The following is a 24,119-nucleotide window of genomic DNA, read 5'->3' as shown; positions in this document are numbered from 1 at the left end:
CGGGTAGGAACGGGGGGTGCGAGGAACCACGTGAGCGACCTGACCAGCCTGGGCGACTTCCTGCAGCGACGCCGCGAGGCCCTGCAGCCCGAAGATGTCGGGCTCCCGCGCGGAGTCCGCCGTCGCACGGCGGGATTGCGCCGCGAAGAGGTCGCTCTGCTGAGCCACATGTCGACCGACTACTACGCCCGCCTCGAACGGGGTACGGGGCCCACACCGTCCGAGCAGATGCTGACCGCGCTCGCCCAGGGCCTGCACCTGAGCCTCGCCGAGCGCGATCACCTGTTCCATCTCGCGGGGCACCGGCCGCCCCTGCGCCACTCCGGCACCGAGCACATCAGCCCCGGCATGCTGCGCGTGCTCGACCGACTCGACGACACCCCCGCCGAGATCGTCACGGAGCTGGGCGAGACGCTCCGGCAGAGCCGACTGGGGGTCGCCCTCCTGGGCGATGCCACCCTGCGCTCGGGACCCGCGCGCACCATCGGATACCGCTGGTTCACCGACGCGTCGGCACGCGCCGCCTATCCCCCCGAGGAGCAGGCGGCGCTCTCCCGCGTGTACGCCGCGGGTCTGCGCGAGCTCGTCGCCGCCCACGGCCCCGGGTCGCGCGCCGCCGAGCTGGCCGACGACCTGCGCGCGCGCAGCGACGACTTCGCCGCCCTGTGGCTCGCCCACGAGGTCGGCGCGCGACCCCCGGCGGTCAAACGCTTCCTGCATCCCGAGGTCGGCCGGCTCGACCTGTCGTGCCAGACGCTTCTCGACCCCGACCACTCCCACCGCCTGCTCGTCTACACAGCGCAGCCCGGCAGCGAGAGCGCCGAGAAGCTCCGACTGCTCGCGGTCATCGGGGCCGCCTCCGCCCGCTGAGGGGTGGATCGGCGATCAGTGGGTGAGCGGGCACTGGTCGCCCGGCACCGACCGCGGAAGCATCGAGTCATCCCACGAAAGGACCGCTCATGTCTCCCGAATCCCCCCGCTCCCTGCGCGGCCGCCTGGCCGTCGTCACCGGCGCCAGCGACGGCATCGGCACGGTCATCGCGACGCGCCTCGCCGAGCTCGGCGCCGAGGTGGTGCTGCCCGTCCGCTCCGCCGAGAAGGGCCGGCGCGCGCTCGACGCCGTGCGTCGCGTCGTCCCGGATGCCGTCGCCTCGACGCGCACGCTCGACCTCGCGAGCCTCGACTCGGTCGACGCGCTCGTGCGCGGTCTCCGCGAGGAGGGTCGCCCCGTCCACCTTCTCGTCAACAACGCCGGGGTGATGACCCCTCCGCACCGACAGGAGACCGCCGACGGGTTCGAGCTGCAGTGGGGCACCAATCACCTCGGCCACGCAGCGCTGACGCTCGGCCTGCTCCCCCTGCTGCGCGCCGGGGGCGCGCGGGTGGTCCACCAGACGAGCATCGCGGCCCGCCGCGGTCGGTTCGACGCCGCCGCCGTCGCCGCGGAGCCGTACGACGCCATGGCGTCCTACGTGCAGTCGAAGATCGCGATCGGGCTGTTCGCTCGCGACCTGCAGGAGCGCAGCCGCACCGAAGGCTGGGGCATCACCAGCACGCTCGCCCACCCGGGCGTCTCGCCCACGAACCTTCTCGCCGCCCAACCCGGTCTCGGACGCGAACGCGAGCTCGCCGGGCGCCGCGTCATCCGACTGCTGTCACGACTGCACATCACCGGCACCGTGGCATCCGCCGCCGAGCCGGCCGTGCTCGCCGCCACGGTCCCGATCTCCGACGGCACGTTCTTCGGCCCGTCGCGTCTGATCGGCGGCCCCGCGAAAGCGCTCGAGGCGTGGGAACCATTCCGGCGCGACGACGACGCGCGACGGCTGTGGGCCCTGACGCTCGACGCGATCGGCTCGCGCTTCGCGGCGTGATCAGCGGCCGTGATCCGCGAACCGGCATCTCGCCGATCTCTCAGGGCTGTGCGACGCCGACTCGTCGACGCGAGGAGGAGCGCGACGGCGCCGGCCCGCACTCGGAGCCGGGATGCCGAGGGCGATTACGGCGGTCTCAGCCCCGCGGCGCCTCCACCGTCACGACCGTCGCCTTGACCGAGGCGACCGCGAGGGAGCCCGGCTCGAGCTCGAGGTCGCGCGCCGCCTCGGCCGACATGAGCGAGACCACCCGGTGCGGGCCGCACTGCAGGTCGACCTGCGCCATCACGCCGTCGATCTGCACGCGCGTGACGATCCCGGTGAAGCGGTTGCGCGCGCTCGACGCGATCCCGGTCGGGTCGTCGGGCTCGTCGGCGAGCGCGACCGCGCGCTCCGCCAGGGCGGCGCCGGGGATCTCGACCGGAGACGCCCCCGTGGTGGGCAGCATCCCCTGGTCGATCCACCGGCGCACCGTGTCGTCGCTGACCCCGAGCAGGCGAGCGGCCGTGGCGATGCGGAAGGTGTTCGGCATCCTCCGACGCTACTCCCGGCGCGGGATTCCCGCCCCGCCCCCACCGCACCGGAGAGCGCCCCGCCGTGAATCCTCGAGGTAAGGCCGCCTCACCGCCCTCGCCCGCGTGCGCTGACCTAGGCTCGACCCATGGATGCCGCGCACGAGACCGCCGCTCCGGGCCCGGTTGCGGTGCCCCTGGGTGCGACCGTTCTGCGCGAGCCCCGCGCCGAAGCGACCTCGGGAGCCATCCGCAAGACGGGGGCCCGGCGCGAGGGCGGCCTCCTCGACCGCTTCGGCCGGGTCGCCACCGACTTGCGCGTTTCGGTGATCGACAAGTGCAACCTGCGCTGCACGTACTGCATGCCGGCCGACGGGATGCCGTGGCTCCCGCAGTCGCAGCTGATGTCGACCGACGAGATCCGGCGCATCGTCCGCGTGGCGGTGCAGTCGTTGGGCGCCGAGGAACTGCGGCTCACCGGGGGCGAGCCCCTCGTGCGCAAGGACCTCGAGTTCATCATCGCCGGCATCCGCGAGGACAACCCCGACCTGCCGATCTCGATGACGACCAACGCCGTCGGCCTCGATCGTCGGGCGCAGGCGCTGAAGGACGCGGGGCTGACCCGCGTGAACGTGTCTCTCGACACCCTGCACCCCGAGACCTTCGCCGAGCTCACCCGCCGACCGCACCTCGATAAGGTGCTCGCGGGCCTGCAGGCCGCGCGGGCCGCGGGCCTCGGTCCGATCAAGATCAACGCGGTGCTCCTGCGTGGGATCAACGACACCGAGATCGTGCCGCTGGTCGACTGGGCGGTCTCGAACGGCTTCGAGATGCGCTTCATCGAAGACATGCCGCTCGACGGCGACCGCTCGTGGACGGCGACGAACGTCATCTCGGCGCACGACATCCGCGCCGAGATCGAGACGGCGTTCTCCCTCGCCCCCGACCCCCGCGGGCGCGGCGCGGCCCCGGCCGAACGGTGGGAGGTGCGCCGCCCCGGCGAGACGGCCGTGGCCGGCCATGTCGGCATCATCTCCTCGGTCACCGAGCCCTTCTGCGCCGCGTGCACGCGCACCCGCGTGACGGCCGACGGCAAGGTGCGCTCGTGCCTGTTCTCGCACGAAGAGACCGACCTGCTCTCGACGCTGCGCGCGGGCGCCGACGACGAGGGCATCGCCCAGGTCTGGCGGGATGCAATGTGGGCCAAGCCCCGCGCGCACGGCTCCGACCGCGTCGGGCTCGCGCGTGCCGACTTCGTGCAGCCCGAGCGCACGATGAGCGCGATCGGCGGATGAGGCCGCTCGTCGAGCCGGTGGCATCCCTGGCCCCGGAAGAGCTCATCCGCACCGCCCGTCACGCGGTTCTCGCGGCCATCGGCGAAGAGGGCCAGCGCCGGATCGCCGCCGCCCGGATCGCCGTGGTGGGGGCCGGCGGCCTGGGCTCGCCCGTGCTGCTCGCCCTCGCCGCCGCGGGCGTCGGTGAGCTCGTGATCATCGACGACGACACCGTCGAGCGGACCAACCTCCAACGCCAGCTCGCGCACCGCGTCGACGACATCGGCACCGCCAAGACCTCCTCCGCCGCGCGGGCCGTGCGCGACCTGTCCCCGCTCACCGTCGTGCACGAGCGTCCCGTGCGGCTGACCGCCGACAATGCGCGGGAGCTCTTCGCGGGCGCGCACCTCGTGATCGATGGCAGCGACACCTTCGACACGCGCGAGGCCGTCGCCGCCGCGACCGAGAGCCTCGGCATCCCCCTCGTCTGGGGAGCCGTGCAGGAGTGGGCCGCGCAGGTGACGGTGTTCTGGTCGGCCCCACCCGAGGGTCACGCACCCGTGGTGCTCGGCGACCTGTTCCCCCCGGGCTCCGCGGGCGAACCGCCCACGTGCGCCCAGGTCGGCGTGCTCGGCTCCCTGTGCGTGCAGGTCGGCGGCATGCTGGCCACCGAAGCGCTCAAGCTCGTGACCGGCGCGGGCGAGCCGCTGCTCGGCCGACTCGTCATCATCGACGCCCTGCGCGCCCGCCACGATGTGATCCCGCTCTCCCCCGCCGTCCGCCCCGCCGTTTCGTCCTGACCCGGAGGCCCCGATGACCCCGCTGCTCACCGTCGAGGAGCACCGTGCGCGCGTGCTCGACGCCGTCAGGCTCCTGCCCGCCGAGACCGTGCGCCTCGCCGACGCTGCCGGGCGCACCCTCGCGGCCCCCGTCCACGCCGCGCACGACCTGCCCGGCTTCGACAACTCCTCGATGGACGGTTTCGCGGTCCGCCGCGCTGACGTCGAGGGGGCGGATGCCGAGAACCCGGTGACCCTGCACGTCGTCGCCGACCTGCCGGCCGGGTCGTCCGACGACCCGTCGTTCGGCGCGGGCGAGGCGGTGCGCATCATGACGGGCGCGCCCGTCCCCACCGACGCCGACGCGATCGTGCCGTTCGAAGACACCGCGGGTGGCCTCGCCGACTCGCTGGGCATTGTCGAGGTGCGGCGGGCGCCCGCGGCATCCGGAGCCTTCATCCGCCGCCGTGGCGGCGACACCCGCGCGGGCGACGTCGTCCTGTCGGCCGGCGAGCAGCTGGGACCGTTCGCGCTGGCCGCGGCCGCCGCAGCGGGCGTGGCCGCGCTCGAGGTGCGCCGCCGTCCGCGGGTCGCCGTCGTGTCGACCGGTAGCGAGCTCGTCGCCCCCGGCGTCGTCCCGGGCCGCGGTCAGACCCCCGACTCCAACTCGACGCTTCTGGCATCTCTGGTTTCCGGTACCGACGCCGACGTGACCGTCATCTCTTCGCTGCGAGACGACGCGAACGCGATCCACGCCCTGCTCGACCACGCGGCCGACGTCGACGTGATCGTCTTCAGCGGGGGCGTGAGCGCCGGAGCCTACGAGCCCGTGCGCCAGGCCCTCGAGGGGCGCATCTCCTTCGAGAAGGTGTCGATGCAGCCGGGCAAGCCCCAGGCGTTCGGCGTCCTCGACGACGGCCGTCTCGTGTTCGGTCTTCCCGGCAACCCCGTCAGCGTGGCGGTGTCGTTCGAGGTCTTCGTGCGGCCCGCGCTCCTGGCGATGCAGGGCCGCGCGGCGATCGACCGGCGTCTCGCCCGGCTCACGGCATCCGAGAGCTGGACGACCCCACCCGGACGCCGACAATACCTCCCCGCCGCGATCGACCTGGCCGCCGGCACCGTGCGCCCTGCCACCGCCGGGGGCTCCGGATCGCACCTGGCCGCCTCGCTCGCGCGCGCGGAAGCTTTCGCGATCGTCCCCGCCGAGGTGTCCACCGTGTCGGTGGGCGACCCTCTCGATGTCATGCTGATTCCATGACCTTCACCCACTTGGATGCCGCGGGCCACGCCCGCATGGTCGACGTCACCCTCAAGCAGCCCACCGTCCGCACCGCGACGGCGCGCGGTTTCGTACGCTGCGCTCCCGAGGTCGTCGCGGCGCTGCGCGACGGCACCGCCCCGAAGGGCGACGTGCTGGCCGTGGCGCGGATCTCCGGCATCCAGGCCGCGAAGTCCACCCCCGCGCTGCTCCCCCTCGCGCACGTGATCGGCGTGCACCGCGCCTCGGTCGATCTCGAGATCACCGACGAGGGCGTCGAGATCGAGGCGACCGTCGGCACCGCCGATCGCACGGGCGTCGAGATGGAGGCGCTCACGAGCGTCTCCGTCGCCGCTCTCGCCATCGTCGACATGGTGAAGGGCATGGACAAGGGCACGTCGATAGAGAACGTCCGCATCGTGTCGAAGACCGGCGGCAAGTCCGGCGACTGGGTGCGGCCGGGCGAGCCGGGTCACGCTTCCGCCGCCGAGGGGGTGTCCGCGTGAGCGTGCGCGTGCGCTACTTCGCCGCCGCCGCCGAAGCCGCGGGGACGGACGCGGAGGACCGGGCCGAGACGGGTCTCGCCGCCCTCCGCGCGGCCCTCGTCGAGGATCACCCCGCCCTCTCCGGCATCCTGGACCGCTGCGCCGTGCTCGTCGACGGCGAGCGTCACGACGACGACGCCCCCCTCGCGGGAGTCACGCACGTCGACGTGCTGCCGCCGTTCGCCGGGGGCTGAGCCCTCCCGGGTTCACACCAGCTCGAGGTGCGCGGCCAGCGACGGCGCGCGTCGTTCCCGAGCGATCCCCTCGACGGCGACGAGCACGTCCATCGCGGGCGTCACCGCCCCGCTCAGGTAGGACGTGACGCGCGATCGCGAGGTCGACAGACGCGCGGCGAGCTGAGCCTGCGTAAGACGCGTCGCTCGGAAGGCCGTACGCAAACGCTCCCGCGCTTCCTCGTCTGCAGAACGGATGCGGGCCGCGAGGGCGGCGTCGAGGAGCGTCACCGTGGACGTCGACTCGGCGGCCTCCCGCGCGTCGTCGTATATCGCCCGCAGAGAGGGGTCGTCGACCAACGCTTCGATCAGCTTGCGCCAGTCGACCGCGTAACCTCGGTCTATCGCGGCGAGCATTCCCTCGAATCCCCATGCCTCGACGGGATCGTCGGGGGTGGCGTCGATGTTGCGAAAACGCAGTGGCACAGCAGCTCCCGTCAGATCAGGTGGATGGACAGGGCACGGCACTCGGCAACGACGTCGTCCCACTCACGCCACCGGGGGATCAGCCCCTTGTATGTCGCGAGTCCGGTGATCGATCGATGGTCTTTCGGAGCCGGGGAGGCGAGCTGTCGGGCCAACTGCGCCTGCACCGGACGATCCTCGCCATGCGAGGGATCGGTGTAGTAATCGTCGACACCCGCGAGGATCCCGCCGATCTCGGCGGCACCGAACGCGCCGGAGAGTGCCGCGACATCAAGGTAATCCCGCATCTGATTGCGCTTGACGACGAGGAAGCCCTTGATGCGTGCGATCTCGGCCAGCGTGGGGACCGTGATCTCCCCGCCCCCGGGGAGCGTCACCCGTTGCACCTCCAACGGCTGCCGCCGGATGAGCTGCCGCACGCCTGCCTCGATCCCGCCCAGCTCCCCGAGAATGATCTTGCCCGGAACGGCCCGGTTGAGCACGAAGTCGCCGTCGCGCTCCAGCGCGTCGAGGACGAGGTCGAACCGGTCCTGCAGATCGGCGAGAACGTGGTCATGGTCGGTCGACATCCGGTGTCGCGCATAGAGGGCGGCCGCCGACCCTCCGACCAGGACGGCATCCGGCACCAGCTCCTGCAACCGCGCCGCGGAGCCGAGAACCTCGGCCAATCCGGACGGCAGATCCGCATCCATACCGAGCATGGTACCAGATCTGATACCTAGCCCCCCAGGCCCTTCCACTCCGTCGTGCCGTCGGCCTCGACCTGGCGCTTCCACACCGGGAGGTCGGTCTTGATCGTCTCGATGATCGTGCGGCACACCTCGAACGCCGCCGCCCGGTGACCGGATGCCACCGCGATGACGACCGCGGCCTCGCCGACGCCCAGCCGACCGACGCGGTGGCTGACGGCGACGATGGCGTCGGTTCCCGCGGCCGCCTCGGCGGCGATGCGGTGCAGCGTCTGCTCGGCATCCGGGTGCGCGCTGTATTCGAGGGCCACGACGGCGTCGGACGCGTCGGGATCGGTGTCGCGCACGCGACCGACGAAGGTGGTCACGGCCCCCGACGAGGACTCCTCTACCGCGTCGAGGTGCACGTGGAGGTCGAGGGGCTGCTCCGACAGGCGCGCGATGCGCACCGCGTTCTCGGCCGGCAGGCTCTGTTCGGGTGTGCTCATGTGTGATCGCCTCCGGCGAGTTGGTCGAGGATGTGCGGGGCGAGTTCCGCGATGACGGAGATCCCGGATGCCACGGCCCGCGTCGATCCGGGCAGGTTCACCACGAGAATGCCGGGGTCGACGATTCCCGCGAGTCCGCGCGAGATGACGGCCATCGGGGTGTCGGCGAGACCCCGCCGACGCAGTTCTTCGGCGATGCCGGGGAGTTCGCGATCCAGGACGCGGGCCGTGCCTTCGGGCGTGCGATCGGTCGGGGCGATGCCCGTGCCACCGGTCGTGACGATGAGCCCCGGCCCGGCCGCCACCAGGTCGCGCAACGCCCGCTCCACGCTGTCGGCCCCGTCGGCGACGACGACGGGGTCGTCGCAGGAGAAGCCCGCCTCGCGCAGCAACGAGACCGCGAGCGGTCCGCCGCGGTCTTCGCGCAGCCCCGCGGCCGAGCGGTCGGACACGGTCAGGACGCGGGCGTAATGGGGCACGCGATTCAGCCTAGGCCGCCGACGTCACGACGAGGCGGGAACCGCCACGCACGGCGACGTCGCCGCTCACGCCGACGGCGCCGCGGAGGTCTCGACCTCGGCGATCTCGGGGGCGATGCGCCCCGCTTTCGCCTTCGGCTCGAGATCTTCCCGCTGCACGTGCTCGGCGGCGGCAGTGATGCGACGCGCCATGCCGCTGAAGATCAGGCCGTGGAACGGCAGCACGGCGAGCCAGTACAACCGGCCCGCGAGACCGGTCGGGAAGAACAGCGCCCGCTGATCGAAACGGGCGCCCTCGCCCTCGGGCGTCGCCCGCAGCTCAAGCCACGCGCCGCCGGGAACCTTCATCTCGGCGCGCAGTCGCAGGAGGTGACCGGGTTCGATGGCCTCGACGCGCCAGAAATCGAGGGCGTCGCCGACCGTCACGACCGAGCGGCTGCGCCGCCCGCGGGCCAGCCCCACCCCGCCCACGAGGCGGTCCATCCATCCGCGGATCGCCCACAGCAGCGGCGAGGAGTACCACCCGTTCTCGCCGCCGATCCCTTCGATCACCGACCACAGCTGGGCGGAACTGGCCTTCGTGGTCATCGTCCGCACGTCGGTGTACACCAGGCGCCCCGCCCACTCGGGGTCGCTCGGCAGGGGGTCGCTGGGAACGCCCGAGACCTCGGCATCCTGCCAGCTCGTCTCGATCGCGTCGTCGTTCACGCGGCCCAGCGCCCGGCGCACGGCTTCGCGATAGGGCAGAAGCCCACCCTCGGGACGCGGCACGAGGTCGTCGATCGCACGGTCTTTCACGACGCAGTCGTTCTGCAGCGACTCGACGAGGGGCCGCGCGATCGCCTTCGGGATCGGGGTGACGAGGTTGACCCAGTGCGAGGCCAGGCGCGGGGTGAGCACCGGCAGCGATGCGATCGCGCGCTGGTTGAGTCCCGCCTCGAGGGCGTAGCCGTTCATCATCTGTCCGTAGCGGAGCACGTCGGGACCGCCGATGTCGACGGCCCGGTTGACGTTCGGCGCCACGCGCGCCGCCCCCAGCAGGTAGTGCAGCACGTCGCGCACGGCGATCGGCTGGATGTGGTTGCGCACCCACTTGGGCGCGGGCATGTAGGGCAGCACGTCGGTGAGGTGGCGCACCATCTCGAACGACGCCGACCCCGATCCGATCACCACACCGGCCTGCAGCACGAGGGTCGGAACCCCGCTGTGCAGCAGGATGTCGCCCACCTCGACCCGGGAACGCAGGTGGGCCGACAGCGTCGCGTCGTCGGGGTGCAGGCCGCCGAGATACACGATGCGCGAGACGGATGCCGCGGACGCGGCCTCGGCGACGGTCGTCGCCGCGACGCGGTCGGTGGCCTCGAAGTCGCGGGCGCTGCCCATGGAGTGGATGAGGTAGTAGACGACGTCGACGCCCTCGACCGCCTCGCCCACGGCCGCGCGGTCGGTGGCGTCGCCGCCCACCGTCTCGACCTCGTCGCCCCACGGGAACGCTCCGACGCGGCGCGGATCGCGCGCGAGGACGCGCACCCGATACCCCGCCGACAGCAGGCGCGGGACGAGCCGGCCGCCGAGGTAGCCCGTCGCCCCCAGGACGAGGGCGCGCGGTGCCGACCCGTCGGGTCGGGGCTGCGCGACGAGAGCGGGTTCGCGGCCGGTGGGGGCGGAGAGGTCGGTCATGCCCGACACGGTACGCCGGGGCTCCGACATCTCCGGGGGCTTGACGGAACGCCCTGGGCGGTCGGGGTCGTGCCGCTAACACGCCTCCTCGCGCAGCGCCCGGACTGGAAACGCGACGCGGATCGCGGTAACGCTAGAAGGATGAACGAGAAAATCCCCTCGGCATCCGGAGCCCCCCGGCTCGCCGTCGACGACGTCATCGTCGTCGACAAGAAGCGTGTGCGCACCGCCATCGGCGGCACCGTCGTCGGCAACTTCATGGAGTGGTTCGACTTCGGCATCTACGGCTACCTGGCGGTGACCCTGACCGCGGTCTTCGCCTCCGACGTCCCCGCGCCGTGGGGCCTGCTGGTCACGCTCCTCGGCTTCGCGATCTCCTTCCTCGTCCGTCCCTTCGGCGGTTTCGTGCTCGGCCCCCTGGGCGACCGCATCGGCCGGCAGAAGGTGCTGTTCCTCACGATGGCGATGATGGCCGCGGCCACCGCGCTCATCGGCATCCTGCCCACGTCCGCGCAGATCGGGCTGTGGGCGATCATCCCGCTGTACCTGCTGAAGATGGTGCAGGGCTTCTCCACCGGCGGCGAGTACGCGGGGGCGACGACCTACGTGTCGGAGTTCTCCCCCGACAAGCGCCGCGGCTTCTGGTCGTCGTGGCTCGACGTCGGCTCCTACGTCGGCTTCGCCGCGGGCGCCTCGGCGGTGGCGATCACGACCGCGATCACCACCTCGATCTCGGGCGAGAACGCCATGACCGACTACGGCTGGCGCATCCCGTTCCTGCTCGCCATCCCGCTCGGCATCGTGGCCATCTACTTCCGCCTCCGCATCCCCGAGACGCCCGCGTTCGAGCAGAGCGGCACGGTCGAGGTCGACGCCGACGACCCGATGGCCCGCCAGGGTCTCGTGGGCATCGTGCGCCACCACTGGAAGGCGCTGCTGATCGGCATCGCCCTGGTGGCCGCGACCAACACCGCCGGGTACGCCCTCACCAGCTATATGCCGACCTACCTCGAGAAGGAGGTCGGTGTCTCGAACCTCTCGGCCGCCATCGTGACCGTGCCGGTGCTGCTGATCATGTCGGCCACCCTGCCCCTGATCGGCCGCCTCAGCGACCGCATCGGCCGCAAGCCCGTCTACGCGATCGCCGCCGGGTCGGCGCTGGTGCTGCTCGTTCCGGCCTTCCTCATCATGCAGATCGGCGAGCTGTGGGCCGTGATCATCGCCCTCTTCATGGCGGCGGTGCCAGTGGCGTTCTACGTCGCGATCTCGGCATCCGCACTTCCGGCCCTGTTCCCCACGGCCTCGCGCTTCGGCGCCATGGCCGTGGCCTACAACGTCGCCGTGTCGCTCTTCGGCGGCACCACGCCGCTGTTCAGTCAGGCGCTGATCGATCTCACGGGCAACACGCTCATGCCCGCGTTCTACATCATGTTCTTCGCAGCCCTCGGACTCGTCGCCCTGCTGTCGATGCGCGAGACGGCGAAGCGTCCTCTGCTGGGCTCCGTGCCGACGGTCGAGACGCCCGCCGAGGCCGAGGCCCTGGTCGAGCGCCAGGACGACGACCCGCTCATCGACACCTCGACGATGCCGCTGGCGATCCGCCGCTCGTGACGTGAGCGAAGGGGGCGGATGCCGGTACTCCCGGCATCCGCCCCCTTCCGCCTGTCGTGCGCCCGCGCCGTGCCCACCCCTTCCCCCGCGGCCCGGGCTCACCGGCGTCACGCAACCTCGGCGATTCGCACATCCTCAGCCCGAATCGCCCGAACCCGGCGGAGATTGCGCACATCACGGAGATCGCGCACAGAACCTCCCGACGCGCGCCCCCGCCGCAACCTCGGCGATGCGCACAACCTCAGCCCGAATCTGCTGCAGCAAGCGGAGGTTGCGCACATCACAGAGGTTGCGCACAACACCCCCAGACGCACATCCCCGCCACAACCTCGGCGATGCGCACATCCTCAGCCCGAATCTGCTGCAGCAAGCGGAGGTTGCGCACATCACTGAGGTTGTGTGCACGTCAGCGCCCCCGCGCGCCTCACCGGCCCAGGCACGTCGCGGGGCCGACCGCCCGCCGCCGCCGGCCGCGCTCAGCGACGCCGACTGTTGCCGAACAACCCCCGGATGACGCCGTTCACGATGCTCTTCGTCGCCCCGCGCCCGAGCAGCCCGTCGAGTCCGGGGGCGGGCGTGCTGGTGCGGCTCCGGGGTGCGGCCGTCGACTTCAGGATCCGCTCGTACTCCCGCTGCGCCTTCTTCTGCGCTTCGGCGTTGGCCTTGTCGATCGCCGCCTTCTGCTTCGCGTATTCGGCGGCGTCCGCCGCGGCCTTCTTCGCGCGCTCGTCCGCCTCGCGCGCGTCGGTGGCCGCCTGAATGCGCGCGCCGAGGATCTCGCGCGCCGACTCGCGGTCGATCGGCGTCGCGTACATCGGGAACAGGGCGGATGCCGACACGGCCGAGGCCATGGCATCCGCGGTGATCGGCGACATCGACGCCCGCGGCGCGAACAGGCGCGTCCACGCGACCGGAGTGGGGGCACCCCGCTCGCTCATCACCGTGATGATCGCCTCTCCCGTGCCGAGTTCCTGCAGCACGCGTTCGAGGTCGTATCCCGAGTCGGGGTAGGTGCGCACCGAGGCCCGCAGCGCCTTCGCGTCGTCGGGGGTGAAGGCGCGGAGGGCGTGCTGCACGCGCGAACCGAGCTGCGCGAGCACGTCGCCGGGCACGTCCTTCGGCGTCTGGGTGACGAAGAACACGCCGACCCCCTTCGACCGGATGAGCCGCACGGTCTGCGTGATGGCCTCGAGGAAGGCCTTCGAGGCGTCGCGGAACAGCAGGTGCGCCTCGTCGAAGAAGAACACGAGCTTGGGCTTGTCGAGGTCGCCCACCTCGGGAAGCACCTCGTACAGCTCGGCGAGCAGGTACATGAGGAAGGTGGAGTACAGCTCCGGGCGCGCGGCGACGTTCGGCACCTCGAGCAGGCTCACGATGCCCGCACCGGCGGCATCCGTGCGCAGGAAGACGGAGACATCGAGCTCGGGCTCGCCGAAGAAGGTGTCGGCGCCGGCCGCCGAGAACGCCACGAGCTCGCGCAGGATCACCCCTGCGGTCGCGGCCGACAGCCCGCCGATGCCCTTCAACTCGGCCTTGCCCTCGTCGCCCGTGAGGTACGTCAGCACCGCCCGCAGGTCGGAGAGGTCGACCAGCGCCAGGCCCTTCTCGTCGGCGTAGTGGAACACCAGCCCCAGGCTCGACTCCTGCGTGGCGTTCAAGCCGAGCACGCGGCTGAGCAGGAGCGGACCGAACCCCGACACGGTGGCCCGCACCGGGATGCCGGACCCCACGTCGTCGCCGAGCGCGTAGAACTCGGTCGGGAAGGCCCGTGCCGACCACTGCTGCCCGAGCGCGGCGGTGCGTGCGGCGAGCTTGTCGCTCGGCGTGCCCGCCGCCGCCAGCCCAGAGAGATCGCCCTTGATGTCGGCGGCGAACACGGGAACGCCGTTCTCCGACAGCTGCTCGGCCAGCAGCTGCAGCGTGCGCGTCTTGCCGGTACCGGTGGCGCCCGCGACGAGTCCGTGCCGGTTCGTCATCGCGAGGGGGATGCGCACGGGGACGGATGCCACCGGCCCGCCGTTCATCAGGACGCCCAGGTCGAGGGCCGCTCCGTCGGCCGCATAGCCGGCGGCGATCTTCGCGACCTGCGCGTCCGTGAGGGGGGCGTCGGATGCTGCGGGCGTCGAGACGGCGGACGCCGGGGAGGAGGACGCGGATGAGGCGGGGGCCGCTGCCGCCTCCGGCGTCGCGGGCTCCGCTCCGGCGCCGTCGGCCGCACCTGCCGCCGAGTCGTCGGCCGTGACCGGCGAGTCGGATGCCGCGGGGCTCGACTGCTCCGAGGCCGTCACGGCCGGTCCCCCGGCCTGCGCCGGCCCCTCGGCCAGCGCCGCCACATCGCCGCCGTCGGCGGTCGTCGCTCCGCCGGCCGCGCGCGCCCGTGCGGCCGCCGCCGCGGCTTCGGCTGCCGCGAGGTCGGCGCGAGCGCGCGCGAGTCGGAGTTCCGCTTCGGCGGCCTCCGCCTCCGCTCTCAGCCGCGCGACCTCGGCATCGGCCGCGGAGGGGACGGAGGGCGCGTCGCCGGGCTCGCTCATGCGCGTCAGCCTACGACGAGACCGCCGGTCCGGCATCCGTTCTGCGCAGACGGCGGATCGTCAGGCGATCCTCGTCACGCGCCCGCAGACGCGAGAATGCGGCGGCGAGCACGAGCGCCGCCCCCGCCCCGACGAGGGCACCACCGGCGGTGTCGGAGAGCCAGTGGGCGTGCAGGTACGTGCGGCTGAACGCCATCAGCACCACCCACGCGACGCCGACGATGCGCACCCAGGCTCGCGGGAACAGCACCGCCGCCACGACGGCGATCGTCGCGGCGTTGGCGGTGTGACCGGAGGGGAAGGAGCCGAAGTCGCTCAGGATGAGGATGTCTTCGGGACGCGCCCGCCCGAACGTGTGCTTCAGCACCTGCACGAGCAACGCACTGCCGACCGACGCGCTCAAGAAATACAGCGCCGACCATCGTCGTCGCGAGAGCAACAGCGCGAGCGCGCCCAGCAGCGGCACGATCAGCACCGCCGTCAGGTGCCCGCCGACCTGGTCCATGACGAGCGCGAACACGTAAAGGGGCTGCGAAGGCGCCGCGGCGAAGAGCTGGTTCCACCACACGTCGATCGCGAAGGGACTGGGTCCGCGGAAGAACACCCACGCCCCCAGCCCGCAGGCCAGGGCGATGAGCACCACCCCGACGACGGCGCGGAAACGCTGCGGACGCATGTCGAGCACGTCCTCGGTCGCGGTGGCATCCATCGCCTCATGATGCCGCGTCGCGGGCGCCGGCGGAACGGTCGACGCGCCGACCGCGCGTCCTGCTACTGTTCGCGATTCCGCGGCGCGCGCGTCGAGCGCGGTCCTCCACTCCGCGCGCGTCAGGGCGCAAGACGCTCCACCTCGCGCGCGTCAGGGCGCGAGACGCTCCACCTCGCGCGCGTCAGGGCGCGAGACGCTCCACCGTGCGCGGGCGCACGAGCAGCCACAACGACAGCACCCCGATCGCCGCGCATCCGACCATGACCGACGCCATGGTCGTGGCGGTGATGCCCGAGCCCGCGGCGAGCAGGCCCACGACGGGCGAGATGATCCCCGCGACGCCGAAGTTGGCCGCACCGATGATCGACTGCGCCGTGCCGGCGGCCTTGCCGTGCCGGTCGAGCGCGAGCACCTGCGCGCACGGGAACGTGAACCCGCACGCCGTCATGAAGAAGAACAGCGGGATGACGGTCCCCCACAGTCCCAGACCCAGTTGATCCGTGACGACGATGGCGCCGCCCGCGATCACCAGCACCGCGGTCGACACCGCCAGCACCCACTGCGGGCCGAAGCGCGCCGCCAGCCGCGAGGCGATCTGCACACCCACGACGACGCCGACGGAGTTGACCGCGAACAGCACGCCGTACTGCTGCGGGTTGAAGCCGTAGGTCACCTGGAACAGGAACGAGGATGCCGACAGGTACGAGAACAGTCCGCTGAAGGCCATCGCACCGATGATGAGAACGCCGATGAAGACGCGGTCGCGGAACACGCTGCCGTAGCGCTGCCATACCGTGCTGGACCCTGGTCCGCCGCGTCGGGCGGGCGGAAGCGTCTCGGGCACGAACAGGATCGCCGACACGAGCATGACCGCGCCGTAGACGGCGAGCACCACGAAGATCCCGCGCCAGTTCATCACCAGCAGCAGGGCGGATCCGGCGAGGGGGGCGAGCACGGGCGCGACCCCCGACACCATCGCCATGCGCGAGAGCATCACCACCAGCCGCTTGCCGCCGAAGAGATCGCGGATGATCGCGGCGGCCACCACGCCGCCCGCGGCGGCTCCTGCGCCCATGAGCACGCGCGCCACGGAGAGCGTTCCGAGGGTCGGGGCGAGGGCGGCGAAGATGCTCGCCGCCACGTGCAGCGCCGTCACCGACAGCAACGGGATGCGGCGGCCGACCTTGTCGCTCAGCGGTCCGACGATCAGCTGCCCGAGGGCGAAGCCGATCATCGTGCCGGTGAGGGTGAGCTGGATCGCGGCGGCGGTCGTCTGGAAGTCGGCCTCGAGCACCGGGAAGGCCGGCAGGTAGAGGTCGATGGTGAACGGGCCGAGGGCCGTCAGCGCGCCGAGCACGATGATGTACAGCACGCGGCGCGAGGCGGGGATCGAGTCGCCGGGGTGCAGCACGATCGGCGCGGTTGCGGGGTTCTTGCCCAGCGCACGGATCGCGCCGGTGGTCGTCGGCACCGAGTGGGACGACGTCGGGATGACGGGGTGGGAGGCAGTATCGAGCACGCGTCTGATTTCGTTTCGCAACACGGACAGCCCGGCGCGAGCCGGGCTGAGAAAAAGGGGGGATCGTCGAACCTCGAATCGATTCGACATCGTCATACTACCGTGACTCCCCCGTCGGCCACCATCCCGGCTCGGGGTTTCCTCCCAGGCCAGCGGCCCATTCATCCGAATAGTCTGGACAGGTCGGCGGATGCCGATGTGTCCCGCCCCGAAGAGAGACTGAACACAGCGCATGACCTCCCCCTCCGACAAGCGAGCCAGCGGCAACCCCGCGAAGCAGGCCCAGATCGACCTCACCGTCAAGCAGCAGCGCGAGCAGAAGCGTCAGGAGAAGCTCGCCGAATACCAGAAGCAGGTCGCGAAGCGTAAGCGCGGCAAGCTCGTCTGGTGGGTCGTCGGCTCCACGGCGGCTCTCGCCGTGGTCGGTCTCGTCGTGGCATCCTTCGCCTTCGCTCCCGCCGCACCCACCAGCTACCAGGCCGGCAACAGCACGGGCCGCGAGATCGAGGGCGTGCAGACCTTCGAGAACCGCTCCGACCACGTGCAGGGCGCCGTCACGTACGAGCAGACGCCCCCGGCAGGCGGCCCCCACAACCCCTACTGGCTGAACTGCGGCGTCTACACCGAGCCCCAGCAGAACGAGAACGCCGTGCACTCGCTCGAGCACGGGGCCATCTGGATCACGTACAACCCCGACGAGGTCGACGAGGCCGGCATCGACGCGCTCAAGGCCGTCATGCCCTCCAGCTACGCTCTGCTCTCGCCCTACCCCGGTCTCGACACCCCCGTCGCCGTCAGCGCCTGGAACCACCAGCTCAAGGTCGACGACCCCAGTGACCCGCGCATCGGGGAGTTCTTCACGGAGTACTGGCGCAGCCAGAACGCCCCCGAGCCGAACGCGTCGTGCTCCGGCGCGATCGACGGACCGGGCAAGGCCTGACGTGAGCGACGACACCCCGGTCGCGCGTCCCGCGGCCCGGTGGGCCGTCGTCGCCCTCGTCGCCGTCGCCGTGATGGCCGTCGCCTTCGCGATCGGACGCTTCACCGCGTTCGGCGCGACGGCGGCGCCCGCCCACCCCTCCGACACGTCGGCCGAGGCCGGCTTCGCGCGCGACATGCAGGTGCACCACACGCAGGCGGTGCTCATGGCGATGGAGATCTACCGCAAGACCTCGGACGACGAGCTGCGCACCCTCTCGTACGACATCGCCACGACGCAGTCGGGTCAGCGCGGCGAGATGTTCGGGTGGCTGGTCGAATGGGGGCTCCCCCAGGCCTCGAGCCAACCGCTCATGACGTGGATGGAGAAGTCCGACGCGCACAGCCACGGCGACACCGCGGCCAAGACGCAGGAGGAACTGCTGAGCGAGATGGGCATGGCCACCGACGCCCAACTCGACGAACTGCGCAGCGCGCAGGGCCAGCCCGCGGACTGTCTCTTCCTCGACCTGATGATCCACCACCACGAGGGCGCGATCCCCATGGCCCAGGCCGTCATCGAGCTCGGAGACGACGCGCGCGTGAAAGAGGTCGCCGGCGCGATCGTCACCGGCCAGTCCGCCGAGCTCGACGCGATGCGCGACATCCAGTCCCGCCTCGCCTGCAGCGCCTGACCGCCCCCACCCCGCGCCCGCCTCGCGCCGACCGCCCCGCGCCTCGCCTCACGCCCGCCCGCCTCGCGCTCGCCCGCCTCGCGCCCGCCCCGCGCCCGCCCCGCCCAGCCCTTCGATAAACGCCATTCGTCGCGAGACACGCGGCCGCACGACGTGTCTCGCGATGGATGCCGTTTCTCGCGGCCCGCGCGGGGCGACGCCCCGTGACACCGGCCTCCGCACCGCGCACCGGCATCCGCACCGCGCACCGGCATTTGCACCGCGCACCGGCATCCGCACCGCGCACCGGCGTCCGCACCGCTCAGCGGCATCCGCCCGTGCGTCCCCTCGCGCCCCGCGTCGCCCGGCCCCGCGCCGCCCGCTCCCGCGCCCCGGCGACGGCCCCCGCCCCGGCGATCCCCGCCCCACCCGGCGATAAACGCCATCCCTCACGAGACACGCGCCCGCACCGCGTGTCTCAACACAAACGCCGTTTCTCGCGGCCCCGCGACGGCGTCACCACGCGCCGCCGGAATCCCCCCACCGCGTGTCTCAACACGGACGCCGTTTCTCGCGGCCCCGCGACGCCGTCACCACGCGCCGCCGGAATCCCCCCACCGCGTGTCTCAACACGGACGCCGTTTCTCGCGGCCCCGCGACGCCGTCACCGCGCCCCGCCGGAATCCCCCCACCGTGTGTCTCGTCAAGGACGCCGTTTCTCGCGGCCCCGCGGCGCCGTCATCGCGCGCCCCGGCATCCCCCTCCCCGCATGCGAGAGGGGCACGGCACCCTTCCGGATGACGTGCCCCTCGCGTCGAACGGACCTCAGCCCTTCGTCGCACCCGCCAGCAGGCCCCGCACGAAGAAGCGCTGCAGCAGGAAGAACACGATCAACGGCACGAGGATCGAGATGAACGTTCCCGCCGACTGCAGGAACCACTGGTCACCCCAGGTCCCCGACAGCGAGTTGAGCGATTGCGTCAGCGGCAGCGACGACGATGGCGCGAAGATCGTCGCCACGAGTAGGTCGTTCCACACCCAGATGAACTCCAGCACCGCGAAGGATGCCAGGGCGGGGGCCGCGAGCGGGAGGATCAGGCGGAAGAAGATCTGCCCGTGCCCTGCGCCGTCCACGCGCGCCGCCTCGATGACCTCGGCCGGGATCTCCGCGATGAAGTTGTGCAGCAGGAAGATGGCCAGCGGCATCGCGAAGATGACGTGCGCGATCCACACGGTGGCGAAGCTGTGCTCCACCCCGCGCAGGTCGAAGCCCGGGAAGATCGTCACCTCGTTGATCGTCAGTCCCCGCGAGAACAGGCTCAGCAGGGGCACGAGGGCCATCTGCAGCGGCACGATCTGCAGCGCGAAGATGAAGATGAAGAAGAAGTTGCGACCCTTGAAGTCGATCCACGCGAACGCATAGGCGATGAGCGAGGCGATCGCCAGCGCGAACAGCACCACCGGGATGGTGATGGCGAGCGAGTTGAGGAACGACTGCGCGAGCGTCAGGGCGGTGCCGCCCGACGTCAGGGCGAGCCGGTAGTTCTCCAGGGTGAACGACGGGTCGGTGAAGACGGTCCACCACCCGGTCGACTGCGTGTCCGACCCCGGCCGGAACGAGGTGATGAACAGACCGAAGGTCGGGATCGTCCAGAAGAACGCGATCACGATCGCCGCGATCGTCGCGCCCTTCGAGGTCAGGCGCTTGCGCGCCATCGCCTCGTGCTTGCGGGTGTCGCGGGCGACCTGGCGGGCCGAGCGCGTGTCGGTGGTGGGCTCGAGCACCACGGTGGAGGTGGTCATCGCACTTCCCTCTGCTTCCGGATCTGGCGCACGTTGAAGATGATCAGCGGCAGCACGAAGAGGAACAGCACCACGGCCAGCGCTGCGGAGTGCCCGTAGCTCTGGAATCGCTGCTGCTGGTTGACCATCTCGAAGGCGAGCACGGTCGAGTCGTTGCGGCCACCGGTCATGACGGCGACGATGTCGTAGATCTTCAGGGCGCCGATCGCGATCGTGGTCAGCACGACGATGAGCGAAGAGCGGATGCCGGGGACGGTCACGTTGATGAACCGCTCCCACGCACTGGCGCCGTCGAGTTCGGCCGCTTCGTTCTGCTCCGGCGGGACCGCCTTGATCGCGGCGGAGAGGATGACCATCGCCAGGCCCGTCTGGCTCCAGATGAAGACCACCACGAGCAGGAGGGTGTTGATCAGCGGCGAGGCCGACAGCCACGAGATCGGCTGGCCGCCGAACGCGGTGACGATGGCGTTCAGGATGCCGAGCTGGTCGCCCTGGCGGAAGTCGTAGACGAACTTCCAGATGATGCCCGCGCCGACGAACGAGATGGCGAAGGGCATGAAGATGAGCACCTTCAGGTACTTCTCCCCCGCAGCCCGGTCGATGAACACCGCGTAGGCGAGGCCGATCGCCGTGGCGATCGTCGGGGCGAGCAGCACCCAGATGAGGGTGTTGATGACCGACCAGAAGCCCTCGGGGTTCGTGAAAGTCCAGATGTAGTTCTCGAAGCCGACGAAGTTGTCGCCGGTCTTGTCGAAGAACGACTGGAAGAACGTCGTGATGGCCGGGTAGACGAGGCCGATCAGCAGCAGGATCGCCGCGGGAGCCGCGAACAGGATCAGCTGGAAGAGGTAACCGGCGCCCTGGCGGGAGCGGTAGTCGGCGTAGAAGAGGATCGCGCCGAGGATGACCGCGATGCCGAGCACGTAGATGACCGCGTTCTGGTACGGACGCAGCAGCATGAACGCGAGGATCGGCACGGCGAAGCACGCGATCAGGCGCAGCCAGAAGTAGCCCTTGCCCGAGCGGGGCGCGTACTCGATGAGGAGCAGGAGCAGTCCCACGACCGCCCCGAAGACCACGAGGACGAGCGGGATCTGCACGATCGGGCTCAGCCCGCCGAGCCAGATGAAGAAGCTGTTGAGGGAGAAGCCGAGCGTGGTCGGCTTGGTGTCGGCGGGGGCGCGCGTCACCATGAAGAGGAAGAGCGCCACCACCAGGATGAGCCCCACCACCACCACGAGCAGAGTGGTGCGGTTCCTGGCCGCGGAGCCGCGCGACGCGGGCTTGCCCCGGCCGGACGGCGGAGGCGACGCCGCCGGCGTCGTCTCCGCGTTCTTGATATCGGTCATGACGTCCCTCCCGAACACGCCTTCGTGCTCATCGATGAGTGCCCGTGTGGAGCTTGGGGCGGATTATGAGTATGGACCCGGATGGGCCGCCCGCGTCGCGGGCGGCCCATCTTTCGGTCGGCGTCGATCAGTTGTCGTAACCGGCCTGGATGTTGCTGAGCACCTCGTCGGTCGGGGTGCCGTCGATCCAGCTGACCATGCCCTTCCAGAACGAACCGGCACCGACGGTGGCCGGCATCAGGTCGGAGGCGTCGAAGCGCAGGGTGGTGTTGGGGTCCTGCAGCGTCTTCATCGCCTCGGTGAGGAACTCGCTCGAGGCGAGCGAGGGGTCCGCGCCCTTGTTGGCGGAGATCACGCCGCCGAGCTTGACGCGGGCGTCGGCGAACTCGGGCGTCGACATGAACTCGACGACCTTCTGCACGCTCTCGTCGTCGGAGAAGGCCGCGACGAACTCGCCGCCACCCTCGACCGCGAGCTCGCCCTCGGTCACGCCGGGGGTCAGGAACGCGTAGACGTCACCGTCGGGGGCGATCGTGGGGGTCTCGCCCGCCGCGTTCGTCACCGTGAGGAAGTTGGCCGAGAGGAACGACGCCTGGTGCGTCATCGGGCAGCTGCCGTCGGCGACCTTGGCCGCCACGTCGGCGAATGCGGTCGAGTTGATGCTGCTGACGTCACCGAAGCCGGCGTTGACGTACGAGGGGTTGAGAAGGATCTCGCCCACCGCGTCGAAGGCCGCCTTGATCTGCGGGTCGGTGAACTTGACCTCGTTGGCCACCCACTGGTCGTAGACGTCGGGGCCCGACAGGCGCAGGACCATGTCCTCGACCCAGTCGGTTCCGGGCCATCCCGAAGCGGCGTCGGAAGCGAAGCCGGCGCACCACGGAGCAGCGCCGGTCTTCTGCTGGATGGTCGCGGTGAGCGTCATCAGCTCGTCGAGCGTCTTGGGCACCTCGACGCCCCACTCCTTGAACTTCGCCGGCGAGTACCAGACGTAGCCCTTGAGGTTGGCGAGCATCGGAGCGGCGTAGAACGTGCCGTCCTCGGTTCCGTACGACTTCCAGTCCTCGCCCCAGTACTCGTCGACGTTCGACGAGACGGCGTCGGACGCCTTCTGCACCTCGCCGGTGCCGATGAGGGTCTTGAGCAGACCCGGCTGCGGGACGATCGCGATGTCGGGGGCGTCGCCACCGGACACCTTCGTCACGATGTTGCCCTCGAAGCTCTTGTCGCCCGTGTAGACGACCTTGATGCCGGTGTCGGCGGTGAACTGCTCGAAGCTCTGGTTCAGCGCGTCGGCCTCGGTGCCCGTGATTCCGCCGGCGATGCGCACGGTGGTCTCTCCGCTGCCCGATCCGCCCGATCCGCTGCTGTCACCCTCGGCGCAGCCCGCGAGAGCGATCGCTCCGACCGCCAGCAGTCCGACGGGAGCCAGCAGGCGATACCGCTGTGACATACCCATGTGGTCTCTCCTCTTTGAGTTCGGTGGTGCATCGGGCCCCTTAGGGAACCGATTCCAGGCAACCGTAGAGGCAATCCACAAGAGTTGCAACACGCGTCAGGTCACGAACCGATAACTAGCGGAATCATGCGGCAGACCGTCGTTTCACCCGCAAGGAACCGGTTCCACTTTCGCGGGATGTCGGATACTCTTCTTCGACGTCGACATTGGCGTCGACACGTGACGAGGAAAGACCAGCGCATGAGCGGAATCGCCGAGGTGGCACGCCTGGCGGGCGTGTCGAAATCGACGGCCAGCCGCGCTCTCACGGGCGGCGGCTACGTCTCCGACGGCACACGACAGCGTGTCGCCGACGCCGCGGCATCCCTGGGATACGTCCCCTCCACGAGCGCGGTCAGTCTGGCCACCGGGCGCACGCGGACCATTGCGCTCATCGTCCCCAAGGTCAACCGCTGGTACTTCGGTTCGATCGTCGAGGGCGTCGAGCGCACGCTCATCCCCCTCGGCTACGACGTCACGCTGTACGTCGCCGAACCGGGGTCGCGAGACCGCGAAAGCCTGTACTCCACCTATCTCGCGCGCAAGCGATTCGACGGCATCATCGCGGTGGCGCTCGAGCCCGACGACGCCGACCTGGAGCGCCTCGCCAACATCGGCAAGCCCGTCGTCAGCATCGGCAACGCGCTCTCCGGCGTCCCGACCCTGGGTCTCGACAACATCGCCATCACCCGCATCATCACGCAGCACCTGATCGCGCTCGGACACACCGACATCGCCTTCGTCGGCAGCACGCCCCCCACCGACGCCCCGGCCAAAGACGTCGACGAGCGCTCGATCGGCTACCGCAACGCGATGAACGACAACGGTCTCGCCGTGCGCATCCGCAGCGTGCCGTCGACCCTTACGATCACCGACGCCTACGCCGCGGCCGCGTCGTTCCTCGCCGACGCCGCCTCGCGCCCCACCGGGGTGGTCGCCGCGTGCGACGAGGTCGCCATCGGCGTCATCATCGCGGCACGGCGGATGGGCATCTCGGTTCCGACCGAGCTCAGCGTCGTCGGCATCGACGGCCACGACTACGCCGAGATGTTCTCGCTCACCACGATCGAGCAGTTCCCCCAGGCACAGGGCGTCGAGGCCACGCGTATGCTCGTGCGGATGATCGAGGGCACCGGCGAGGTGCCCCGGCGCACCGAGGCCGACACGCGTCTGGTCGTGCGCTCCACGACCGCTCCCCCGCGCACGTCCTGACCCGCACCCGGCGGGCACCGCCTCACCCGCCGGCACCCGTTTCCCGCCCCGCTTCCCG

23 protein-coding genes are annotated in these 24,119 nt (G+C 71.0%); 11 read left to right on the top strand and 12 right to left on the bottom strand.

The window, feature by feature from the left end; genetic code table 11:
- The first annotated feature begins 30 nt into the window (after positions 1 to 30).
- Complete coding sequence (locus RWH44_RS11530; protein ID WP_316004676.1) at positions 31 to 870, top strand: helix-turn-helix transcriptional regulator; 840 nt, start codon at positions 31 to 33, stop codon at positions 868 to 870.
- A gap of 89 nt (positions 871 to 959) precedes the next feature.
- A complete protein-coding gene (locus RWH44_RS11525) occupies positions 960 to 1,874 on the top strand; it encodes an SDR family oxidoreductase (protein WP_316004675.1) in 915 nt (304 codons plus the stop codon).
- Between the two features lie 136 nt (positions 1,875 to 2,010).
- Here the strand turns inward: RWH44_RS11525 and RWH44_RS11520 are convergent, their stop codons facing one another.
- Positions 2,011 to 2,406, bottom strand: a complete 396-nt coding sequence (locus RWH44_RS11520; protein WP_316004674.1) for a TOBE domain-containing protein — start codon at positions 2,404 to 2,406, stop codon at positions 2,011 to 2,013.
- A gap of 129 nt (positions 2,407 to 2,535) precedes the next feature.
- Here RWH44_RS11520 and moaA point away from each other — a divergent pair, with 129 nt between their 5' ends.
- From moaA to RWH44_RS11495, 5 genes are read left to right on the top strand one after another with little or no spacing between them, the layout of a single operon-like run.
- Positions 2,536 to 3,681, top strand: coding sequence for a GTP 3',8-cyclase MoaA (gene moaA, locus RWH44_RS11515; RefSeq protein ID WP_316004673.1), 1,146 nt, complete (start codon positions 2,536 to 2,538; stop codon positions 3,679 to 3,681).
- Entirely contained in the window at positions 3,678 to 4,460 is a 783-nt protein-coding gene (locus tag RWH44_RS11510) for a HesA/MoeB/ThiF family protein (RefSeq protein ID WP_316004672.1), read from the top strand. Before moaA ends, RWH44_RS11510 begins: the two co-directional genes overlap by 4 nt.
- Before the next feature lie 13 nt (positions 4,461 to 4,473).
- Positions 4,474 to 5,697, top strand: coding sequence for a molybdopterin molybdotransferase MoeA (locus RWH44_RS11505; protein ID WP_316004671.1), 1,224 nt, complete (start codon positions 4,474 to 4,476; stop codon positions 5,695 to 5,697).
- Positions 5,694 to 6,203, top strand: coding sequence for a cyclic pyranopterin monophosphate synthase MoaC (gene moaC / locus RWH44_RS11500; RefSeq protein WP_316004670.1), 510 nt, complete (start codon positions 5,694 to 5,696; stop codon positions 6,201 to 6,203). The genes RWH44_RS11505 and moaC overlap by 4 nt, the downstream gene beginning before the upstream one ends.
- The gene (locus RWH44_RS11495) at positions 6,200 to 6,436 is read left to right on the top strand and encodes a MoaD/ThiS family protein (protein WP_316004669.1); all 237 of its coding nucleotides are present in this window, start codon (positions 6,200 to 6,202) and stop codon (positions 6,434 to 6,436) included. Before moaC ends, RWH44_RS11495 begins: the two co-directional genes overlap by 4 nt.
- A 12-nt stretch (positions 6,437 to 6,448) precedes the next feature.
- Here RWH44_RS11495 and RWH44_RS11490 read toward each other — a convergent pair whose 3' ends face one another.
- From RWH44_RS11490 to RWH44_RS11470, 5 genes are all read right to left on the bottom strand, one after another.
- Positions 6,449 to 6,901, bottom strand: coding sequence for a helix-turn-helix domain-containing protein (locus tag RWH44_RS11490; RefSeq protein ID WP_316004668.1), 453 nt, complete (start codon positions 6,899 to 6,901; stop codon positions 6,449 to 6,451).
- Between the two features lie 11 nt (positions 6,902 to 6,912).
- Positions 6,913 to 7,593 carry a hypothetical protein gene (locus tag RWH44_RS11485; RefSeq protein ID WP_316004667.1) on the bottom strand — a complete coding sequence of 227 codons (681 nt, stop codon included), beginning with the start codon at positions 7,591 to 7,593 and terminating at the stop codon, positions 6,913 to 6,915.
- Between the two features lie 26 nt (positions 7,594 to 7,619).
- Positions 7,620 to 8,078 (bottom strand): molybdenum cofactor biosynthesis protein MoaE, encoded by a 459-nt coding sequence (locus RWH44_RS11480; protein ID WP_316004666.1) that lies wholly within the window; start codon positions 8,076 to 8,078, stop codon positions 7,620 to 7,622.
- Entirely contained in the window at positions 8,075 to 8,557 is a 483-nt protein-coding gene (locus tag RWH44_RS11475; protein WP_316004665.1) for a MogA/MoaB family molybdenum cofactor biosynthesis protein, read from the bottom strand. Before RWH44_RS11475 ends, RWH44_RS11480 begins: the two co-directional genes overlap by 4 nt.
- 66 nt (positions 8,558 to 8,623) lie before the next feature.
- Positions 8,624 to 10,237, bottom strand: a complete 1,614-nt coding sequence (locus RWH44_RS11470; RefSeq protein WP_298873741.1) for an SDR family oxidoreductase — start codon at positions 10,235 to 10,237, stop codon at positions 8,624 to 8,626.
- Positions 10,238 to 10,378: 141 nt separating this feature from the next.
- On the opposite strand from RWH44_RS11470, the gene RWH44_RS11465 reads away from it, so the two are divergent.
- Positions 10,379 to 11,848, top strand: coding sequence for an MFS transporter (locus RWH44_RS11465; RefSeq protein ID WP_316004664.1), 1,470 nt, complete (start codon positions 10,379 to 10,381; stop codon positions 11,846 to 11,848).
- A 476-nt stretch (positions 11,849 to 12,324) separates the two neighbouring features.
- On the opposite strand, the gene RWH44_RS11460 is transcribed toward RWH44_RS11465, so the two are convergent.
- From RWH44_RS11460 to RWH44_RS11450, 3 genes are all read right to left on the bottom strand, one after another.
- Positions 12,325 to 14,379: a helicase HerA-like domain-containing protein gene (locus tag RWH44_RS11460; protein WP_316004663.1), complete on the bottom strand. Its 2,055-nt coding sequence runs from the start codon at positions 14,377 to 14,379 to the stop codon at positions 12,325 to 12,327.
- 10 nt (positions 14,380 to 14,389) lie between these two features.
- Positions 14,390 to 15,088 (bottom strand): phosphatase PAP2 family protein, encoded by a 699-nt coding sequence (locus tag RWH44_RS11455; protein WP_316004662.1) that lies wholly within the window; start codon positions 15,086 to 15,088, stop codon positions 14,390 to 14,392.
- Positions 15,089 to 15,269: 181 nt separating this feature from the next.
- Positions 15,270 to 16,607, bottom strand: coding sequence for a multidrug effflux MFS transporter (locus RWH44_RS11450; protein WP_298873747.1), 1,338 nt, complete (start codon positions 16,605 to 16,607; stop codon positions 15,270 to 15,272).
- Positions 16,608 to 16,839: 232 nt separating this feature from the next.
- Between RWH44_RS11450 and RWH44_RS11445 the strand changes: the two genes are divergently transcribed.
- Complete coding sequence (locus tag RWH44_RS11445) at positions 16,840 to 17,547, top strand: thioredoxin-like domain-containing protein (RefSeq protein WP_316004661.1); 708 nt, start codon at positions 16,840 to 16,842, stop codon at positions 17,545 to 17,547.
- A gap of 1 nt (position 17,548) precedes the next feature.
- A complete protein-coding gene (locus RWH44_RS11440) occupies positions 17,549 to 18,220 on the top strand; it encodes a DUF305 domain-containing protein (RefSeq protein ID WP_298873749.1) in 672 nt (223 codons plus the stop codon).
- An 804-nt stretch (positions 18,221 to 19,024) separates the two neighbouring features.
- Here the strand turns inward: RWH44_RS11440 and RWH44_RS11435 are convergent.
- From RWH44_RS11435 to RWH44_RS11425, 3 genes are all read right to left on the bottom strand, one after another.
- Positions 19,025 to 20,002, bottom strand: coding sequence for a carbohydrate ABC transporter permease (locus tag RWH44_RS11435; protein ID WP_298873750.1), 978 nt, complete (start codon positions 20,000 to 20,002; stop codon positions 19,025 to 19,027).
- Positions 19,999 to 21,351 (bottom strand): carbohydrate ABC transporter permease, encoded by a 1,353-nt coding sequence (locus tag RWH44_RS11430; protein ID WP_437127291.1) that lies wholly within the window; start codon positions 21,349 to 21,351, stop codon positions 19,999 to 20,001. The genes RWH44_RS11435 and RWH44_RS11430 overlap by 4 nt, the downstream gene beginning before the upstream one ends.
- A 127-nt stretch (positions 21,352 to 21,478) precedes the next feature.
- Positions 21,479 to 22,810, bottom strand: coding sequence for an ABC transporter substrate-binding protein (locus RWH44_RS11425; protein WP_316004660.1), 1,332 nt, complete (start codon positions 22,808 to 22,810; stop codon positions 21,479 to 21,481).
- Positions 22,811 to 23,050: 240 nt separating this feature from the next.
- Here RWH44_RS11425 and RWH44_RS11420 point away from each other — a divergent pair, with 240 nt between their 5' ends.
- Positions 23,051 to 24,061 (top strand): LacI family DNA-binding transcriptional regulator, encoded by a 1,011-nt coding sequence (locus tag RWH44_RS11420; protein WP_298873753.1) that lies wholly within the window; start codon positions 23,051 to 23,053, stop codon positions 24,059 to 24,061.
- The last annotated feature ends 58 nt before the right edge of the window (positions 24,062 to 24,119 follow it).

It is taken from the genome of Microbacterium phycohabitans (genome assembly GCF_032464935.1).
Taxonomy (GTDB): domain Bacteria; phylum Actinomycetota; class Actinomycetes; order Actinomycetales; family Microbacteriaceae; genus Microbacterium; species Microbacterium phycohabitans.
This window is presented reverse-complemented; position numbering and strand designations above follow the sequence as displayed.

Excerpts from the sequence above, each read along its gene's own strand:
- RWH44_RS11430 (WP_437127291.1), bottom strand. The coding sequence starts at position 21,351 with ATGACCGATATCAAGAACGCGGAGACGACGCCGGCGGCGTCGCCTCCG.
- RWH44_RS11470 (WP_298873741.1), bottom strand. The coding sequence starts at position 10,237 with ATGACCGACCTCTCCGCCCCCACCGGCCGCGAACCCGCTCTCGTCGCG.
- RWH44_RS11505 (WP_316004671.1), top strand. The coding sequence starts at position 4,474 with ATGACCCCGCTGCTCACCGTCGAGGAGCACCGTGCGCGCGTGCTCGAC.
- RWH44_RS11420 (WP_298873753.1), top strand. The coding sequence starts at position 23,051 with ATGAGCGGAATCGCCGAGGTGGCACGCCTGGCGGGCGTGTCGAAATCG.
- RWH44_RS11520 (WP_316004674.1), bottom strand. The coding sequence starts at position 2,406 with ATGCCGAACACCTTCCGCATCGCCACGGCCGCTCGCCTGCTCGGGGTC.
- RWH44_RS11445 (WP_316004661.1), top strand. The coding sequence starts at position 16,840 with ATGACCTCCCCCTCCGACAAGCGAGCCAGCGGCAACCCCGCGAAGCAG.
- moaA (WP_316004673.1), top strand. The coding sequence starts at position 2,536 with ATGGATGCCGCGCACGAGACCGCCGCTCCGGGCCCGGTTGCGGTGCCC.
- RWH44_RS11465 (WP_316004664.1), top strand. The coding sequence starts at position 10,379 with ATGAACGAGAAAATCCCCTCGGCATCCGGAGCCCCCCGGCTCGCCGTC.
- RWH44_RS11455 (WP_316004662.1), bottom strand. The coding sequence starts at position 15,088 with ATGGATGCCACCGCGACCGAGGACGTGCTCGACATGCGTCCGCAGCGT.
- moaC (WP_316004670.1), top strand. The coding sequence starts at position 5,694 with ATGACCTTCACCCACTTGGATGCCGCGGGCCACGCCCGCATGGTCGAC.
- RWH44_RS11425 (WP_316004660.1), bottom strand. The coding sequence starts at position 22,810 with ATGGGTATGTCACAGCGGTATCGCCTGCTGGCTCCCGTCGGACTGCTG.
- RWH44_RS11460 (WP_316004663.1), bottom strand. The coding sequence starts at position 14,379 with ATGAGCGAGCCCGGCGACGCGCCCTCCGTCCCCTCCGCGGCCGATGCC.
- RWH44_RS11480 (WP_316004666.1), bottom strand. The coding sequence starts at position 8,078 with ATGAGCACACCCGAACAGAGCCTGCCGGCCGAGAACGCGGTGCGCATC.
- RWH44_RS11525 (WP_316004675.1), top strand. The coding sequence starts at position 960 with ATGTCTCCCGAATCCCCCCGCTCCCTGCGCGGCCGCCTGGCCGTCGTC.
- RWH44_RS11510 (WP_316004672.1), top strand. The coding sequence starts at position 3,678 with ATGAGGCCGCTCGTCGAGCCGGTGGCATCCCTGGCCCCGGAAGAGCTC.
- RWH44_RS11435 (WP_298873750.1), bottom strand. The coding sequence starts at position 20,002 with ATGACCACCTCCACCGTGGTGCTCGAGCCCACCACCGACACGCGCTCG.
- RWH44_RS11485 (WP_316004667.1), bottom strand. The coding sequence starts at position 7,593 with ATGGATGCGGATCTGCCGTCCGGATTGGCCGAGGTTCTCGGCTCCGCG.